14 protein-coding genes are annotated in these 16,478 nt (G+C 36.4%); 2 read left to right on the forward strand and 12 right to left on the reverse strand.

All coding sequences use genetic code 11. The annotated features are described in order from the left end of the window. Positions 1-29: 29 nt before the first annotated feature. The 5 genes from mutM to LCF45_RS22590 form a co-directional block, all read right to left on the reverse strand. On the reverse strand, positions 30-860 hold the full coding sequence (gene mutM, locus LCF45_RS22570; protein ID WP_088291025.1) for a DNA-formamidopyrimidine glycosylase: 831 nt from the start codon (positions 858-860) through the stop codon (positions 30-32). Positions 861-872: 12 nt separating this feature from the next. Further along, entirely contained in the window at positions 873-3,506 is a 2,634-nt protein-coding gene (polA, locus tag LCF45_RS22575) for a DNA polymerase I (RefSeq protein ID WP_116746650.1), read from the reverse strand. Positions 3,507-3,790: 284 nt separating this feature from the next. Then, the gene (gene phoR, locus LCF45_RS22580; protein ID WP_002167588.1) at positions 3,791-5,554 is read right to left on the reverse strand and encodes a sensory box histidine kinase PhoR; all 1,764 of its coding nucleotides are present in this window, start codon (positions 5,552-5,554) and stop codon (positions 3,791-3,793) included. After that, positions 5,547-6,266 carry a two-component system response regulator PhoP gene (phoP, locus tag LCF45_RS22585; RefSeq protein WP_002129355.1) on the reverse strand — a complete coding sequence of 240 codons (720 nt, stop codon included), beginning with the start codon at positions 6,264-6,266 and terminating at the stop codon, positions 5,547-5,549. The genes phoR and phoP overlap by 8 nt, the downstream gene beginning before the upstream one ends. Before the next feature lie 164 nt (positions 6,267-6,430). After that, the gene (locus LCF45_RS22590; RefSeq protein ID WP_002129357.1) at positions 6,431-6,667 is read right to left on the reverse strand and encodes a hypothetical protein; all 237 of its coding nucleotides are present in this window, start codon (positions 6,665-6,667) and stop codon (positions 6,431-6,433) included. A gap of 91 nt (positions 6,668-6,758) precedes the next feature. Here LCF45_RS22590 and LCF45_RS22595 point away from each other — a divergent pair, with 91 nt between their 5' ends. Continuing rightward, the gene (locus tag LCF45_RS22595; protein WP_002015487.1) at positions 6,759-6,890 is read left to right on the forward strand and encodes a hypothetical protein; all 132 of its coding nucleotides are present in this window, start codon (positions 6,759-6,761) and stop codon (positions 6,888-6,890) included. A 54-nt stretch (positions 6,891-6,944) separates the two neighbouring features. Here the strand turns inward: LCF45_RS22595 and LCF45_RS22600 are convergent, their stop codons facing one another. The 5 genes from LCF45_RS22600 to LCF45_RS22620 form a co-directional block, all read right to left on the reverse strand. Next, positions 6,945-7,418, reverse strand: a complete 474-nt coding sequence (locus LCF45_RS22600; protein ID WP_002015489.1) for a MaoC/PaaZ C-terminal domain-containing protein — start codon at positions 7,416-7,418, stop codon at positions 6,945-6,947. Positions 7,419-7,634: 216 nt separating this feature from the next. Beyond that, on the reverse strand, positions 7,635-8,573 hold the full coding sequence (gene mdh / locus LCF45_RS22605) for a malate dehydrogenase (RefSeq protein WP_002131240.1): 939 nt from the start codon (positions 8,571-8,573) through the stop codon (positions 7,635-7,637). A 19-nt stretch (positions 8,574-8,592) separates the two neighbouring features. After that, positions 8,593-9,885: an NADP-dependent isocitrate dehydrogenase gene (gene icd / locus LCF45_RS22610; RefSeq protein ID WP_002088934.1), complete on the reverse strand. Its 1,293-nt coding sequence runs from the start codon at positions 9,883-9,885 to the stop codon at positions 8,593-8,595. Positions 9,886-10,045: 160 nt separating this feature from the next. Continuing rightward, entirely contained in the window at positions 10,046-11,161 is a 1,116-nt protein-coding gene (gene citZ / locus LCF45_RS22615) for a citrate synthase (RefSeq protein ID WP_012261808.1), read from the reverse strand. 419 nt (positions 11,162-11,580) lie between these two features. Next, on the reverse strand, positions 11,581-12,042 hold the full coding sequence (locus tag LCF45_RS22620; protein WP_000625507.1) for a DUF441 domain-containing protein: 462 nt from the start codon (positions 12,040-12,042) through the stop codon (positions 11,581-11,583). A gap of 431 nt (positions 12,043-12,473) precedes the next feature. Here LCF45_RS22620 and ytvI point away from each other — a divergent pair, with 431 nt between their 5' ends. Continuing rightward, positions 12,474-13,592: a sporulation integral membrane protein YtvI gene (ytvI, locus tag LCF45_RS22625; protein ID WP_002129361.1), complete on the forward strand. Its 1,119-nt coding sequence runs from the start codon at positions 12,474-12,476 to the stop codon at positions 13,590-13,592. Between the two features lie 474 nt (positions 13,593-14,066). Here the strand turns inward: ytvI and LCF45_RS22630 are convergent, their stop codons facing one another. Further along, positions 14,067-14,456, reverse strand: a complete 390-nt coding sequence (locus LCF45_RS22630) for an FxsA family protein (protein WP_002129362.1) — start codon at positions 14,454-14,456, stop codon at positions 14,067-14,069. A gap of 231 nt (positions 14,457-14,687) precedes the next feature. Further along, positions 14,688-16,445 (reverse strand): pyruvate kinase, encoded by a 1,758-nt coding sequence (gene pyk, locus LCF45_RS22635; protein ID WP_263894294.1) that lies wholly within the window; start codon positions 16,443-16,445, stop codon positions 14,688-14,690. Between the last annotated feature and the right edge of the window lie 33 nt (positions 16,446-16,478).

Here is a 16,478-nt window from a genome sequence, read left to right on the forward strand (position 1 = left end):
ACAAATGCCTATCCGATGTTATCCCTTTTCTATATTCTAGGTTGGCAAATTGGGCAGTAATGTGTTCCCCTTCCGCCAACAACTGTTTTTTCTAATAGCGTACCGCAAGTCACACACGGTTCTCCTTTTTTCCCATATACATTTAGAAGTTCCTGGAACGAACCAATTTGTCCTTGTGAATTAATATACGTTCTAATTGTACTTCCGCCTCGCTTAATAGCTTCGCCCAGCGTTGTAACAATCGCCTCGTAAATTCTTTCTATTTCTTCTTCTGTTAAAGATGCAGCTTCTCGTTCTGGGTGAATTTGAGAACGGAATAACACTTCATCTACATATATATTTCCAAGCCCTACTAAAAGACGCTGATCTAATAATACGACTTTTATTTTACGATTTGTTTTTTGCAATCTTTCTTGTAAATACTGCGGTGTCAATTCAGCATCAAATGGCTCCGGGCCTAAGTCAGCAAGAGGCATTTGATTCAACTCTTCACCTTTCTTAAAGAGATGCATCGTACCAAACTTTCTCACATCTTTATAATGTAATTCAGTTCCATCTGTAAATAAGAAACGGACGTGCGTATGTTTATCAATCGGCTCATCCTCTTGATGAAGTAAAAACTTACCTTCCATGCGCAAATGTGAAACAATTACATAGTTCGTTACATACAAAAGCAAAAACTTACCTCTTCGCTTTATATTTTCAATTGTCTCGCCTCTTAGCATTTCTTTAAAAATTTCTGCATCATCCGGTCGTTTTACTATTTTGGGATAAGTAATAACGACATCTTCAATCGTTTTTCCTGTTACAAGATTTTCAAGCGTCCGTCTAACGTTTTCAACCTCTGGTAATTCCGGCATTTCATCACGTCCTTATTTCGCATCGTACCAAGTTGGACCGTACGAATAATCAACTTTCAATGGAACGGCTAGTTCAATTGCATGCTCCATTACTTCAGGTACAAGCTTCTCTAATTTTTCAATTTCTTCTTTTGGTGCTTCAAATATCAATTCATCGTGTACTTGCAGAAGAAGACGCGCTTGTAATCCTTCTTCTTCTAGACGATCTGCCATAATAATCATCGCTTTTTTAATAATATCAGCCGCACTACCTTGAATTGGTGTATTCATAGCTGTACGCTCAGCAAAGCTACGTAAATTGAAATTACGACTCGTAATTTCCGGAATATAACGGCGACGATTTAATAATGTAACCACATATCCTTTTTGTTTCGCATCTTTTACGATTTCATCCATGTATTCTTGTACACCAGGGAAACTTTCTAAATACTTTTCAATAAATTCCGCTGCTGCTTTTCTTGTAATTCCTAAGTTTTGCGAAAGACCATAATCACTAATACCATACACAATTCCGAAGTTAACAGCTTTTGCTTGTCGTCTCATGTTAGATGTTACTTCGTCTTTCCCAACACCAAATACATCCATAGCTGTTTTCGTATGAATATCCATGTCATGTTGGAACGCTTCAACTAACCCTGGATCATTTGCAATGTGAGCAAGCACACGAAGTTCGATTTGTGAATAATCAGCCGCGTACATGATCCATCCTTCTTCTGATGGAACGAATGCCTGACGAATCTTTCTTCCTTCTTCTAAGCGAATCGGGATATTTTGTAAGTTCGGATCTGTTGAACTTAATCGACCTGTTTGCGTTAACACTTGATTAAAACGAGTATGGATTTTAGATGAATCTTCATGTACGACTTTCAATAAACCTTCAATGTAAGTTGAATTTAGCTTTCCTAATTGACGGTAATGTAAAATATTTGGAATAATTTCATGACGATCCATAAGTTTATCTAATACATCCGCCGACGTAGAATAACCTGTTTTCGTCTTTTTAATAACTGGTAAGTTTAAATTCTCAAACAGAATAATCCCAAGTTGCTTCGGTGAATTAATATTAAATTCTGTTCCCGCAAGCTTATAAATTTCCTGTTCCATTTCCTTTAATCTACCTGCAAGTTCTTCTCCCATATTACGAAGACGCTCCGTATCAACTTTTACACCTTTCACTTCCATATCAGCTAATACACGTGCAAGTGGTAATTCTAATTCCGTAAATAATTCATATTGCTCGTTCTTTTTTAATTCTTCTAAGAACGTTTGCTTTACATCATATAATACATGCACTTTACGAGCTACATGCTCCGCTACTACCTCTAGCTCCGGAACAGCACGCTTCGCACCTTTCCCGTAAACTTCTTCGTCAGATTTTACGGCATGCGTTTCTTTCATTTTCGCTACAGTACGGAAATCTTTATCTGTATCGGCTGGATCAAGTAAATAAGCGGCAATTAATAAATCAAAGTCAATCCCTTGAATATCTACACCTTTCCACTTGAGAGCAACGATAGCACGCTTCGCATCAAATGTATGTTTTCTCATTTCTCCATTTGCAAGCCACTCTTTAAAAGCATCCGATTTAAGAGCAACATCGGCTGGAATGAAGTAACAACCATTTTCATTTTGAATACCAAAACCTTGAATATCGGCTTTATGATAATTATCTTCTTGCACTTCAACAATAAGCGCACTATCTTGCTGAAGCATTTCTTCTGTAACTTCTTCTACAATATCAAATGTAATATCATCTAATTCGGCTGGAGCCGTTTCCTCCGGCGTAACACCTAACTTATTTAAAAGGGATGTAAATCCTAAATTCTCGAACATTGGAATCAAATCGCTTGGTTCATACCCTTTATATTCCATATCATCTACATGCACAGTAATCGGTGCGTCTGTAATAATAGTCGCAAGTTCTTTACTCATAAGAGCTTGTTCTTTATTCGCTTCTAACTTTTCTTTTAATTTCTTTCCACTCACTTGATCTAAGTTTTCATATACTGCTTCTACTGTTTCAAATTGCGTTAATAATTTAATGGCTGTCTTCTCACCAACACCTGGTACACCTGGAATGTTATCCGATTGGTCTCCCATTAAACCTTTCATATCGATAATTTGCTTTGGTGATAAGCTATATTTCTCAAATAAAGCTTCTTTCGTATATTCATCTACTTCCGTAATCCCTTTGCGAGGAATACATACGAGTGTATTATCTGAAACAAGTTGCAGTAAATCTTTATCTCCTGAAATAACTTTAACATGAAACCCTTGCTCACTCGCTTCTTTCGCTAACGTTCCCATAATGTCATCCGCTTCATAATTTTCCAGCTCATAACGCGGTACATTGAATGCATCAAGCACCTCACGAATAAACGGGAATTGCTCTGATAACTCAGGTGGAGTCTTTTGACGCCCTCCCTTGTAATCACTATACGTTTTATGACGGAATGTTGTTTTCCCCGCATCAAACGCCACAAGCATATGCGTCGGTTTTTCTTCCTCTAGTATCCTCATTAACATCATTGTAAAACCATAAATTGCGTTCGTATGTATACCTTTGTCGTTATTTAAAAGCGGTAGTGCAAAGAAAGCACGATACGCGATATTATTACCATCTACTAATACGACTTTTTTTTCCAAACTACAAACCTCCCCATACATATTTGAAACGATTTTTCCCACAGAAAAAAACCGTTCCTGTCCTCTCTCTATATTAACATGACTAATAGAGAGAAGAAAAATAACGGTTTTTTTCTATCATATATAAACAGACTTACATTGGCATAAAGGGAAGTGACGAGAATAGCATAACTACTCTCGTCCAAAATTACTCCTTGGATGAAGGGGTTTTCATATATTATATTAACAGAGCTTTATTAATATTTAATTAAGCCATTGTTAATATATTGTAAATATCCTTCATCCTATTTTTCAGTAGCTGATTTTGGTAAAACAACTGTAAATGTTGTTCCTTCCCCAACCTCACTATCCACTGTAATCGTACCTTGATGCGCTTCAACTAAATGTTTTACAATTGATAAACCAAGACCCGTTCCACCCGTATTTCTACTTCTTGCTTTATCCACTCGGTAAAAGCGTTCAAAAATACGTGGGATTTCCTCTTTACTAATACCAATTCCAGTATCAGATACTTTTATATAAGCATTATATTTATCTTCTGCCAATTCAACAGAAACAACGCCTCCAGCCGGTGTGTATACAATCGCGTTATTAATTAAATTAATAAAGATTTGTTTCAAGCGACCTGGATCCCCAATGACAGAGACACGTTTTAATGCATTCACTTGTAAAGAGATTTCTTTTTCTCCCGCTTTATTATCAAGCACCATATGAATATCTTCAAGAAGTTCCTTCATATCAACGGTCCCCATATTTAGTTTAAACCCTTGTTGCTCGATCTTTGACAAGTCTAATAAATCTTCAATTAATCCTTGCATGCGTTCACTTTCTTTTAAAATAATATGTAAGAAATGTTCGCAGAATTTTTTATTATCCATAGCCCCATCCAAGAGCGTTTCTGAAAAACCTTTAATAGAAGTAATTGGCGTCTTTAGTTCATGAGAAACATTCGCTAAAAAGTCTTTTCTCATTTGTTCTAATTTCTTTAACTCTGTTATGTCATGGAACACAAGAACAATACCTTTCCATTCATGGTTCGTCCCAATAATTGGCGCTCCATATACTTCGAAATGCTTTCGCTCAATTCCAAGCGGCAATAACATTTGTTTACGCACTTTCACTTCTGTCATAAAGATTTCTTCCACAAGCTCAATAATTTCTGTATGATGAAACGATTCATAATATAAGCGATCTAAATATTCTTCATCTGTTACGTGGAAAGTTTCCTTATAAGAACGGTTTACAAGGTTTATATAACCGCGGCTATCAATTAAAATCATTCCACTTCCCATATTTTCAATTAACGTATGCAGACGATCCTGTTGCATTTCCTGCTCAAGAGTCATCTCTTGTAAATTACGAGCTAAAATATTAATCGCTTTACTCAGCATCCCTGTTTCATCCGAATGACTTTCATAAGCGCGTGCTTTATAATTTCCCTTCGCTAATTCAATGGCAACTTTCGTAACCGATTCAATCGGCCTAATATATTGCCCCGTAATTTTCATACCTAAAAATACGACTACGAGACAAGCGATAACAAATCCTATAATTAATAATCCCCACGTTTTTTGATGTACGTCTTTCAATGGCTCAATTGTACTTTTCACCAAAATATATCCTTGTTTTCCTGCTAGATCTTGAACGAACACCGCATGATAAAATTCATTCTTTTGATCTGTTTCTTGCGTAATCACTTTACTTCGTTGTTTTGCTGCTTCAGAAGAAAGTTCTTTAATCATCTCTTGATTAAATGCAGATGGTTGCCCTCCGCTATATTGAACTTTCTTTTTTTCATCAACAAATATAATAGAAGCTGGTATTTTTTCTTCTAACTTTTCAAATACATAAGGCTTTTTTAAAACAGCATCAAACCCTTGCTCTTCTGCTAATACCGCAACATACTGTGTCTCTTTTATCATTCTCTCTTTAGCATGATCTATATAGTAGTTTTCAAATACAGTTTCTAATAATACACCTAGTCCAACTAAAATAAAAACGATAAGAGAAACAAATGTAAAAAGAAGCCTGGAACGAAACTTATTCATCCACTTTTGGCTCCTCTAATTTATAACCTAAACCACGTATCGTTTTAATGTACGTCGGTTTTTTCGTATTTTGTTCAATTTTATCGCGCAAATGGCTAATATGGACATCAACAATTCTTGTATCACCGGCAAAATCATAATTCCATACAGCACTTAATAATTGGTCACGAGTTAATACACGACTTTTATTTTTCGCAAGATAAACAAGTAACTCAAATTCTTTCGGTGTTAATTCCAGTTTCCTTCCTTGGAAGTACGCTTCATAAAACTCCGGTAAAATTTTAAGCTCTCCAATTTTGATGCTCTCTTCATCTGGCGATTCTGAAACTTGTTCTTCCTGCTGTAATTTCGTACGGCGCAAAATCGCCTTCACACGAGCAACAACTTCCCTTGGACTAAATGGCTTCGTCATATAATCATCAGCCCCAAGCTCAAGACCTAGCACCTTATCAAATTCATCATCTTTTGCTGTTAACATTAAAATCGGCGTCATAATACGCTGCAATCGTAATTCTTTACAAACTTCCATACCATCCATTTTTGGAAGCATTAAATCTAATATAATTAAATCTGGGCGTTCTGTAGTCGCTTTTTGAAGCGCCATTTCTCCATCCATTGCTGTAATAACTTCAAACCCAGCTTGTTGTAAATTAAATTCAATTAAAGTTAAGATAAATTCCTCATCATCAACTACTAAAATACGATTGTTCATTCTTTTCCTCCAAGTTATAGACTTGAAACCTTCTTCATCCTAGTATTTTCCCCGTTATTCTCATCATACTAGAAAACAAGGTCTCCCTCAATATAATTGTCTATTCATGGAGCTCGTTTGTACTAGAGTTTCGGAAAATAAAAGCAATCGTAACTTCATTCCCTCTATCCGGTCGCTATCCAAACTTTATAGATGAATCTATCTTTTTTAAACTCTTCTTCCGTATGAACTATAAACTCTCGATTTTGCGCTAGGAAAAACGAAAGAGCATACGCTATTTTATAATCTGGTGTTTCATATCCATCAAATACTTTCCCGTACATTTCATTTGCGATTGAATCGGCCCATACTTCAGCTTCTCTTATCGTTTCAAAGATAACGTCTTCTCTTTTCCACTTCATCTAAAAAAACCTCCCCCTTAATTGACTTCAATTACCAATAATCATATTATTAATTTAAATATATAAATAAATTCGATAAAAGGGGGCTATTATGCGAATATTACTACCTATTTTAACTTTAGTAGTAACATGTTTCCTTACTTTTAACGTACCTAGCTGGGATACGATTAAAACAGGTTGTTCAGAATTTGCTGAAGGGTTCAAAGAAGGATTTTTCAACTAAAATAGCGCTAGCCCCTTATAAAAGGTATGCTAGCGCTATTCATATTTTCATATTTTAAAAATTATCTAATGCTTTTTCCATAATGGAAACAGATTTAAAAGGTGGTGTTACTGTTAATGAACCTTTTACAACAGTTTCTCCTTTTTCATCATGAGCAAATACAAGCATATCAATTGTATGTTCCTCCTCTGAAACAGCCACAACTTCAAAGTGGATTTGTAACGTTTCATAATGGTGAACATGTTTCACGAACGTAAGGTCCTTCCTAGTAATATGACTACCTGGACCTGGTAAATATTTCGTAACCGCCGTTGTAATCAATCCCGTTAGCATAATGCTTGGGACAATCGGCTTTTCATACGGAGTTTGGGATGCGTAATCATGCTGAATATATAATGGATTGGCATCATTCGTTAACCCTAAGTACAATAACAAATCTTTATCCTCAATTTTTTCAGTGATAGATAATTTCTCTCCTACTGTAATTTCATCCATTCTACGACCAATTTGAACTTTTTTCTTTAACATGTTACAACCCCCTCCGATTTTTTCACCTTATTATCCTACTAAAAGCGATACCTTATCCGAAATTTACTGTGATGAGGGCAATGTATAGTATAAGTCTATAGTTTCATTATAGGATACACCAAATGATAGCGTTTTCATATTATTTCAAAAAAACATTTCAATATATAGTAGAAAAAGATTCGGGGCCCCGAATCTTTTTCCACTTATATTTAATTATTAAACAAGAACTTTCATAACGTTACGTACAGATTCTACAGAGCGATCTAACGCTTCTTTCTCATCTGCAAGAAGTTCTAATTCAATAATTTTTTCAATTCCGTTACCACCTAGAATTACTGGTACCCCTAAGTAAAGGTCACTATAACCATATTCACCTTCAAGGTACGCAATAGCTGGTAATACACGGCGTTGATCTTTCAAGATCGCTTCTGTCATTTCAACTAAAGAAGCTGCTGGTGCGTAATATGCACTACCGTTTCCTAATAAGCCTACAATCTCACCGCCACCTTTACGTGTACGTTCTACGATTGCTTCTAAACGCTCTTTTGGAATTAATGTTTCTAACGGAATGCCACCTGCATAGGAATAGCGTACAAGAGGTACCATATCGTCACCATGTCCACCAAGAACAAATCCTGTAATGTCTTTCACAGAAAGGTTTAACTCTTGTGAAATAAATGTACGGAAACGAGCTGTATCTAATACACCCGATTGACCGATAACACGCTCTTTCGGGAATCCTGCTTCTTTAAATACAGAATATGTCATTGCATCAACTGGATTTGTTAATACAAGAATAATCGCATTTGGTGAATGTTTCGCAATGTCGCGCGTAATACTTTTCATAATTTTAGAGTTTGTTGCTACTAAGTCATCACGGCTCATACCAGGCTTACGCGCAATACCTGCTGTAATAACGACAACGTCAGAATCAGCAGTATCTGCGTAATCAGATGTACCAATAATGTTAGCATCAAAACCTTGTACTGGGCTCGCTTCTAACATATCTAACGCTTTCCCTTTTGTTGGATTTTCCAGCTGTGGAATGTCCACTAATACAACATCTGCAAGTTCTTTTTGTCCTAATAAGAATGCTGTTGTTGCTCCTGTAAATCCTGCACCGATGACTGAAACTTTCTTGCGTTTGATTGTCATAATTTACCCCCCGCTTTAATTATGCGTTTTTGATTATCGCTACATCCATGTTTTTAATAAGTTCATTAGCGAACTCAGAACATTTCACTTCTGTTGCACCTTCCATTAAGCGTGCGAAATCATAAGTTACTACTTTTGATTCAATTGTTTTCTCAACTGAATCAGTTACTAAATTCGCAGCTTCGTTCCATCCTAAGTGCTCTAATAATAATACACCAGAAAGAAGAACTGAAGATGGGTTTACTTTATCTAAACCTGCATATTTTGGAGCTGTACCATGTGTAGCTTCAAAGATAGCATGTCCAGTCACATAGTTAATGTTTGCACCAGGTGCAATACCAATTCCACCTACTTGTGCAGCAAGTGCATCAGAGATGTAGTCTCCGTTTAAGTTCATTGTTGCAACAACATCAAACTCACGTGGACGAGTTAAAATTTGTTGTAAGAAGATGTCTGCAATAGAATCTTTTACGATGATTTTCCCAGCCACTTCTGCGTCTGCCATCGCTTTATTCGCTGCATCTTTTCCATCTTTTTCAACAATGCGATCATATTCAGCCCAAGTAAATACTTTGTCGCCGAATTCTTGTTCAGCTACTTCGTAACCCCAGTTTTTGAAAGCACCTTCTGTAAATTTCATAATGTTTCCTTTATGAACTAATGTAACAGAAGAGCGTTTTTCGTTAATTGCATATTGAATTGCAGCGCGAACAAGACGCTTTGTCCCTTCCTCTGAAATTGGTTTAATACCAATCCCTGATGTTTCTGGGAAGCGGATTTTATTAACACCCATTGCTTCTTTTAAGAAAGCAAGAACTTTTTCTGCTTCTGGAGAACCTTGTGCATATTCAATTCCAGCGTAAATGTCTTCTGTATTTTCACGGAAAATAACCATATCAGTATCTTCCGGACGTTTTACAGGTGAAGGAACACCTTCAAAGTAACGAACTGGACGTAGACATACATATAAATCTAATTCTTGACGAAGCGCAACGTTTAGAGAACGAATACCACCACCAACTGGAGTTGTAAGTGGACCTTTAATTGCGATTAAATATTCACGAATTAAATTTAAAGTCTCTTCTGGTAACCACTCGCCTGTTTGGTTGAATGCTTTTTCCCCTGCAAGCACTTCTTTCCAAACGATTTTCTTCTCACCATCATAAGCTTTTTCAACTGCTGCTTCTATTACGCGAGATGCTGCAGCCCAAATATCAGGACCAATTCCATCTCCTTCGATAAATGGAATAATCGGATTGTTTGGTACATTCATAACACCATTAGTTACAGTAATTTTTTCACCTGTCGTCAATGTGATAACCCCCATGTTTGAAATTTCATATGTATGAAACTGAGGGAATAACCCCTCAGTTCAAACCGTTAGTCAAATTTAAATATTCTAATCATTACATCTTCCCAAAAAAATCAGACTTTTGAAAGCGTATTTTCACTATCAAAATAGTGTTTTTCGCTTATCGTTGCGCTAGCGGAACGTACACTTGATGTGTCGGTCCATCATAATCAGCACGCGGACGGATTAAACGGTTGTTTTCATATTGTTCTAGAATATGAGCTAACCAGCCTGACATACGGCTAATTGCAAAGATAGGTGTAAATAAGTCATGGTCAATTCCTAAACAATGGTATACAGAAGCTGAATAGAAATCAACATTTGGTGGAAGACCTTTTTCTTTTGTTACAATGTCTTCAATTTTGATAGACATATTATACCATTTGTCTTCTCCTAAAAGCACGCATAATCTCTTAGACATTTCGCGTAAGTGTTTCGCGCGTGGATCACCATGCTCATATACGCGATGACCAAATCCCATAATTTTCACTTTATTTTGAAGAGCATTATGAATATATGATTCTACATTTTCTTCTTCGCCAATTTCAGTTAACATCTTCATTACATTTTCATTTGCCCCGCCGTGAAGAGGACCTTTTAATGCACCGATTGCTGCTGTAATACCAGAATACACATCTGAAAGTGTAGCTACGCAAACACGTGCAGTAAATGTAGAAGCGTTTAACTCATGATCGGCATGAAGTACAAGTGCCTTATCAAAAGCCTCAATTTCAACTTCATTTGGCTCACGATCATTTAACATGTACAAGAAGTTTGCAGCTAATGATAGATCTTTTCTTGGCTCAACAACATCTAAACCTTTGCGAATTCTTGCATAAGCCGCAATTAAAGTTCCGACCTGAGCCTGTAATTTAACCGCTTTCAAATAATTAGACTTTCCATCCATTATTTCAGCGCTCTCATCATATAATGATAGCATGGAAATCGCAGTTCGTAAAACCGACATCGGGTGCGCGATTTTTAAATCTACTTGTTTCAAATATGTTAAAACCTCACCTGGTACCTTATAGTATTCAGATACTGTTCCACTAAATTCCGCTAGTTCTTTTTCGTTAGGAAGCTTGCGGTGCCATAATAAGTACACTACTTCTTCGAACGTAGCATTCTCAGCTAAATCATCAATATTATACCCAACATAAGTTAATGTATCATCAATAATAGAGCTCACAGATGATGTTGTTGCTACTACCCCTTCTAAACCTCGAATAACAGTCATGACATTCTCTCCTTTTCCTGAAAATTCTCCCAACCTTGCTCCTTATATCTATTTGCTCCCCTTATAAATTATGAACGCTCGTTCACTCTTTAGGCAAGCAAAATGCACGTTCATGCAAATTTATTGCGATGTTCCCCTCTTATTGTCCATTGCTTACATGGAAAGCATGAGCGTGAATGTCTCCCCGAATCCTCACGCTCAGAACAACAAGTTAGTGAGGAAAATGAATTCCGAAGAGTTTATGATAAAAACAACATAAAACAATATCATTATAAAATTGTTTTATGTTGTTTTTATTTTATCTGGTGTAAAGTCTCTGCTGTTATGTAACTTTTCAAAGTTTCTAATCCTATTATAAACAATTATCTGACTTTTGTGAACAGAAAGAATTCAAAAATTTTATATTACTATAAAATTCCTTATTTAAACATCTGTATAATACTCATAACTGCATAGGCAATTCCAGCCCCAATTAATGGACCTACAGCGACTCCATTAAATAAAGCTACAGCTATAATTGTCCCAAAAACAAGTGCGGTTGTAATATGTGGGTCCGTCGTCAATAATTGTACGCCGCCTTTCGCTAACAAAGCGACCGCCACACCTGAGGCTAAAGCAATCCATGCATAATACGATTTCGCTGCTTCTCCGAGTTGTTTAAAGCCTATTTCCCCTGTCGCAATCGGTACGAGCACTGCTATTGTAATGACTGTTACACCAAGGTTAATCCCTTTCGTTTGTAGATAAGGAAAGACTTTATCTCCTAAAAACGTAAATTTCAATAAGAATAACACTCCAATAGCTACAGTAAGCGATTGGTTTTTAGCAATAAGTCCTATAATAAGTAGTATGAATAAAAATAACGTTGACTGACTAATCATGTTTGCACTTCCTTTCTGAAAATAATGAACTCGCTTCCAAACAAAAATACCTTTAAACCTATCGTTATACATGCTATATCGATGCGTATTTACCAATTATAATAAAGAAACAAATTGATTTTCATGCGCATTTCAAAATTACAAACAAGACTTTAACCAGAAAAAAATAAAGCATGCATATACATTTAAAAGCGGATGTCTCTCCTTTCTTTTATAATAAGAAACAGGTAAAATAAAAAGGAGAGAAAATGAAGTTTTTACCATATAGTAGAAGCATCACCAACAAGCTTCTGTAGTCATTAATCCGCTGCAGAAGCAGGCTAAATCCATCATTCCACTATAACATAAAGTGAAACTTTGATCAGTGAATCTCACTAGTTATAAGTTGAACGAATTAGGATAATCCAAATTGGAATGGGAGGTATACATCTTTGAACCGAAACTTACTATATATGATATTACGACTCATATTTGTCATTGTAGCAACGGTAGTTGGGTTCTATGCATTGCTGTACATGTCAGGTCTTATCTACCCTTTTATTATCGCTTTTGCATTCGCTTATTTGATTAATCCTGTCGTCAATTTCCTTAATCAAAAACTACAATTCCCTCGCGCATTAGCGGTACTCGTTAGCTTAATTCTCGTATTCGGAGCTATCGTTGGACTTGTTACATACCTTGTAACTGAAGCAATATCTGCCACAACGTACTTACTACAAATTGTTACAGTTAAGTTTCCAGATATCGTTGCATTCGCCCAACAATTTGCACTTAATCATATTATGCCTCTCTATGATGATTTAATCTCTAAATTTAATCATCTCGGAGAACCACAGCGATACACTATTACACAAAACATTCAAAACTTAGGCACCGAAGCAACGACACAAATGAAAGAACTTTTAACCGCCATTATAAGTGGGTTAACAAATTTCATTAGTGCATTACCAACAACTTTAACTGTCCTTGTCTTCGTCTTATTAGCCACCTTCTTCATTAGTTACGATTGGCACCGTCTTGCTCATAAAGTAAGAAAACTTCTACCTAATCGTTTGCATGGATACGGAAAAACTATTTTTGTCGATTTAAGAAAAGCTTTGTTTGGTTTTGTTAAAGCGCAACTTACACTCGTATCTATGACAACTATCATTGTACTAATCGGCCTTTTAATATTACGCGTGCCATACGCAATTACTATCGCGATTATTACAGGGGTTGTAGATTTACTCCCGTATTTAGGAACTGGAGCCGTATTCGTTCCTTGGGTTATATACGTATTTTTCACAGGTGATACTGCATTCGCCATCGGTCTTCTCATCCTATACATCGTCGTGATTGTCCAAAGACAAATCATGGAGCCAAAAGTACTTTCATCTAATATTGGACTAGATCCATTAGCGACACTCATCGCTCTATTTGTCGGCTTTAAGCTCTTTGGTTTTTTAGGATTAATCATCGGTCCAGTCATATTAGTACTACTTAATACATTACACAAAGCTCATGTATTCCACGACTTATGGAAATTCATTAAGGGTTCACCATCAAAATAATATTTCCTAATTCATACACAATAAAAAATCAACTGTAATCAGTGGGAAATTCCCACTGATTACTCACTGTACTTTTTTGTACTACCTACATCTATAAGAGAATTTCCTAAAAAAGGATAATCCTCTTATTTTTTTGCATAAAAACGCATATTTTAGGACGGAAATACATTTTTATTCTATATATTTTATAATTATTACTTACATTTATTACTTTTTATGTAAATGAATAAATATACAAAACGAGGCAGATGAACCCTTTAATCAGTAATTTTTCTTCTCCTGTCTAACTTCTGCTCACTAGTCGAATCTTACTACAAGCAAAAAACAGCATCCTAATGTAACACTTTTCATTCACAAGAACCCTCTGCATCCTATCGTTTAATAACTAACAAAAATCCAACCCGAGCAGGAAGCTAACGATTGACTATAAATAGCAAATAAAAAAATAACGCGTAGATCGCTATAATCTACGCGTTATTTCTGAACAATAATAGTAGTTCTCTTTCTAAATTTCCAATCAATCCACTTCATAACAGCCGGCTTCAATAAAGCCCTCGTTATAGGAACAACAAAGATAAAACCTATTATATCCGTCACATATCCAGGCAGTACTAAAAGAATACCTCCTACGAATATAAAAATACCATTTAGAACCGCATCACCCGGCATTTCTCCTCTATTTAGCCTAAATTGAATCTCTCTAAGTACTTTAAACCCTTGTCGTTTCGCCAAATATACACCCACAATACCCGTAAATACAATCATAGCGAACGTAGACCATAAACCTATTACATGACTCGATCCTATTAACACCGTAATCTCAATCGCCGGCACTAAAATAAGTAAGAACAGTAACCACTTCATAGCTCGCACTCCTTCATATTTCATTTAAAAGTTTTGAAAGTATCACCCTTGCAAAACCCCTTATAAGCCCCTTAAAACGCTCATACAAGCTTCATAAAGGACAAATAACCCTCTTCCACTAAACATTATAATAAACGTTTTTCAAAGCGATTTCAGGTATTTAAAGCTATCTCTATCCTTTTTTGTGTAAAAAAAAGAGAAGGACTCCGATCCTTCTCTCCGTATTACTTCTTATAGCACTTCCGCATGTCCATTATAAACAATTCCGCGTGCTGCATCAACTGTTACTTCTTGGCCATTTTTTAAAGTTGTTGTTACGCCGTTTACACCAACGATAACAGGAATACCGATTGATACACCTACAACAGCTGCATGGCTTGTTAGACCGCCTTCTTCTACAACTAGAGCAGCAGCTTTTTCAATTGCAGGAATCATATCTTTATCTGTGCTTGTTGTAACAAGGATATCACCTTTGTTTACGTTCGCTACAGCTTCAGCAGCTGTTTTCGCTACAACTACTTTACCTTTTGCAGATTTACGACCGATTCCTTGCCCTTTAGCAACTTTTTCACCAACAACGTGGATTTTCATTAAGTTTGTTGTACCAGTTTCAGCAACTGGAACACCAGCAGTGATTACTACAGTATCTCCAAGTCCGATTAGACCCGCATCCATACCTGTTTGAATTGCTGTATCTAACATTTCGTCAGTAGAAGCTGCACGTTTCTCAGACCTAAATGCTTGAACACCCCAAACAAGTGCAAGACGACGTCCTACTTGCTCGTCAGATGTTACAGCTACGATTGGAGATTTCGGACGGTATTTAGAGATCATTTTCGCAGTATGTCCACTTTCTGTTGGAGCTACGATTGCAGCTACATCAAGAGCAAGTGCTGTGTGCGCAACAGATTGGCTAATTGCATCTGTAATTGTTGGTGTGAACTCTTTAATACGTTTTTTGAACATATCTTCATATTGTAATGATTTTTCAACACGTACCGCAATGTTAGCCATCATTGTTACAGCTTCTACAGGGTATTGACCCGCAGCAGTTTCACCTGAAAGCATGATTGCATCTGTTCCATCGAAGATTGCGTTTGCTACGTCACTTGCTTCCGCACGAGTTGGACGTGGGTTACGTTGCATAGAATCTAACATTTGTGTTGCAGTAATAACTGGTTTGCCTAATACGTTACATTTTTTGATTAGACGTTTTTGTACTAATGGTACTTCTTCTGGTGGAATTTCTACACCCATATCACCACGAGCAACCATTAAACCGTCAGAAACTTCTAAGATTGAATCGATGTTGTCGATACCTTCTTGATTTTCGATTTTTGGTACGATTTGGATGTATTGAGCGTTATGCCCTTCTAATAATTCACGAATTTCTAATACATCAGATGCTTTACGTACGAAAGATGCTGCGATGAAATCAACTTTTTGCTCGATACCGAAAACGATATCTTGCACGTCTTTTTCAGTGATACCAGGAAGCTTAATGCTTACGTTTGGTACGTTAACACCTTTTTTATTTTTTACAGTTCCGCTGTTTAATACTTTTGTACGGATGTTTCCGTCAGCTTTCTCGATTACTTCTAGTTCGATAAGACCGTCATCGATTAGAATACGAGAACCTGGATCAACATCATCATAAAGACCAGCATAAGATACAGAGAACTTCTCTGCAGTTCCTAATACTTGTTCAGTAGAAAGAATTACTTCTGCACCTGTTACAAGCTCAGCTTGTCCGTCTACGAAGTCATGTGTACGGATTTCTGGACCTTTTGTATCAAGTAAGATACCAACTGTTTTACCAGTTTTCTTTGAAGCTTCACGAATATTTTTAATACGAGCTCCATGCTCTTCATGGCTACCATGAGAGAAGTTTAAACGAGCAACGTTCATACCCGCTTCCATTAATTGCTCTAATTTCTCAATACTTTCACTAGCAGGACCTATAGTACATACAATTTTAGTTTTACGCATATTGCACCTCCGAAAATTATGAAACCGTTCCCA

Source organism: Bacillus sp. 41-22 (assembly GCF_025809295.1).
Lineage (GTDB): Bacteria > Bacillota > Bacilli > Bacillales > Bacillaceae_G > Bacillus_A > Bacillus_A mycoides.